Annotated in this window: 1 protein-coding gene; it reads left to right on the top strand. The window is 67.1% G+C overall.

Annotation, left to right across the window (positions count from 1 at the left end):
- Positions 1–2,061 (top strand): LysM peptidoglycan-binding domain-containing protein (locus tag ACGWYJ_RS38740; protein ID WP_395111673.1); only part of this gene is annotated, 2,061 nt, incomplete at both ends.

Below are 2,061 nucleotides of genomic sequence, written 5' to 3'. Positions count from 1 at the left end.
AACACCGCACCTGCCCGAGGCGTCCCCACGGAGACTGATGCGGAACCGGAGCAGGAAGAGCTTCCGAGTTGGCGGAGCCGAACGATCAAACGAGGCGACACCCTGTGGGACATCGCGCGCCGCTACTACGGCAGCGGCAAGCACTACCCCAAGATCTTCAAAGCCAGCCGCCACCTGGACCAACCCAACGACCTCCCGCGTCTCACCCACCCTGACCGGCTCGTCCCCGGCCAGCACATCCGCATTCCCAGTTCGCAAGCCCGAACACTGCCGAAGCAGCCTGGCCCGACAGCCGACGCGACACCGGCCGAAAGGACCGAAGGCCTGTCCGGCCCGAAGGCGGAGGCGCACCGTCCAGGCCAGAGCCCTTCGAGGGCGGCGCCCTCCGGCATCCCCGCGTCTTCCACGCCAGAAGCGCCCAGCAGCCCTGATCCTGCCCAGCATGAGGACACCTCCCCAGCCGTCTCTCTGGTCACCGGGAGCCGTATCAGCATCAGCCTGGCTGCGGCACTAAGCCTTGCCATGGCCCTCACTCGCCTGCACCGGCGCAGGCGCCGTCCTCTCAACACTCAGTGCCCGCCTGGAGAAGCACTGCGCGACCCTGCAACACCGCCCGCCGTTGCCAGGGTCAACCAGGCCTACCTTGACAGCTACACCGAACGCGGCGAGCCCATCCCCAGTGATAGTGACCTGGCCCAGCGCAACCTCAATCCACCCATCTTCGATCACATCACTGTAGGCACGCTCTGCGGAGAGCCCGTCTCGGTCCCGCTACCGGGCCTGAGCATGGGCCTGGAAGGTGACGGCGCGCCCGACGCCATCCGCGCCCTCGCCACCGACCTTCTGGCCAACGCCCGACGCGACCGCGTCGAGCTCGTCGTCTCCGAACACCACGCCCGCGCTCTCTACCCCAAGCCCGACATCATCGAGCTGGCCGCCGATGTCCCGGGCATCACGATCACACCGACGTTCGAGGAAGCCGTCGTGCGCCTGGAGGCAGAGATCCTCCGCCGCGGACGAATGCTTCTCGACGTCGAAGCCTCCGACCTGCCCACGTGGAGAGCCGACGACCCGGCCGAACCGCTTCCACACATCATCCTCATCGGCGCACCGCCGAAGGAGATGACCTTCAGGTTGAATGCCGTCCTGCTCCTGGGGCGCACTTACCACGTCGGCGCCATTCTCGACGGTCCCTGGTCCGAGGGGACCACGGTGCGCCTTAACAAGGACGGCACGGTTCTCCATGCTGAGGGGCCGCAGGCAGACCACCTCAACGGCGCCACACTGTTCCACCTCACCGCCCAGGACGCCGCGGACATGCTCCATTCACTCCGCACCGCGACCGGCAAGCCCGAGGTTGATACCGAGCCTGTCGCAGAAGCGCCCGCCGCAATCCCCTTGCAGCATCCTGCGCCCCCGCCACCACCGCAGCCCACCCCGCAGGACAACGGCACCCCGGTCCATCTACAACTCCTCGGCCCCGTAACCGTCCGAGCATCCGACCAGATCATCAGCGGACTGCGTCAAGCGTCCAAGCGCCTGCTGGCCTACCTCGCTCTTCACCCCAATGGCGTCACACGCGATCAGATCACCGGCGCGCTCTGGCCCGACTTCCCGCCCGAGCAGGCCAGCACCCACTTCCACACCGCCATCACCACCACCCGCCGGATCCTGCGAGATGTCACCGGAGTCCGCAGAGGAAAGTTCATCCTCCATGCTGACCGCCGCTACCGCCTCGAACGCCACCTGGTCGACGTGGACATCTGGCGGATCGACACCGTCCTCGAGCAAGCGGCCAGCGCCGAGACCGACACGCAACGCGCCCAAGCCCTGCGGCCCCTGGCCGGCCTCTACACCGACAGCTTCGCCGTCGACCTCAATGACGAGTGGACCGCAGCCCATCGCGAATACCTTCGGCGCGCGATCGTCGATGCCCTCACGCGGCTCGCCCACCTCATCCAGGACGAACAGCCCGAGCAGGCCCTGGACACCCTCGAACAGGCACTGAAGTACGACCCGCACTCCGAACCGATCTGCCAATCGATCATGCGCCTCCAAGCA

Origin of the sequence: Actinomadura sp. SCN-SB (genome assembly GCF_043906805.1) — a bacterium.
Classification (GTDB): domain Bacteria; phylum Actinomycetota; class Actinomycetes; order Streptosporangiales; family Streptosporangiaceae; genus Spirillospora.
This window is presented reverse-complemented; position numbering and strand designations above follow the sequence as displayed.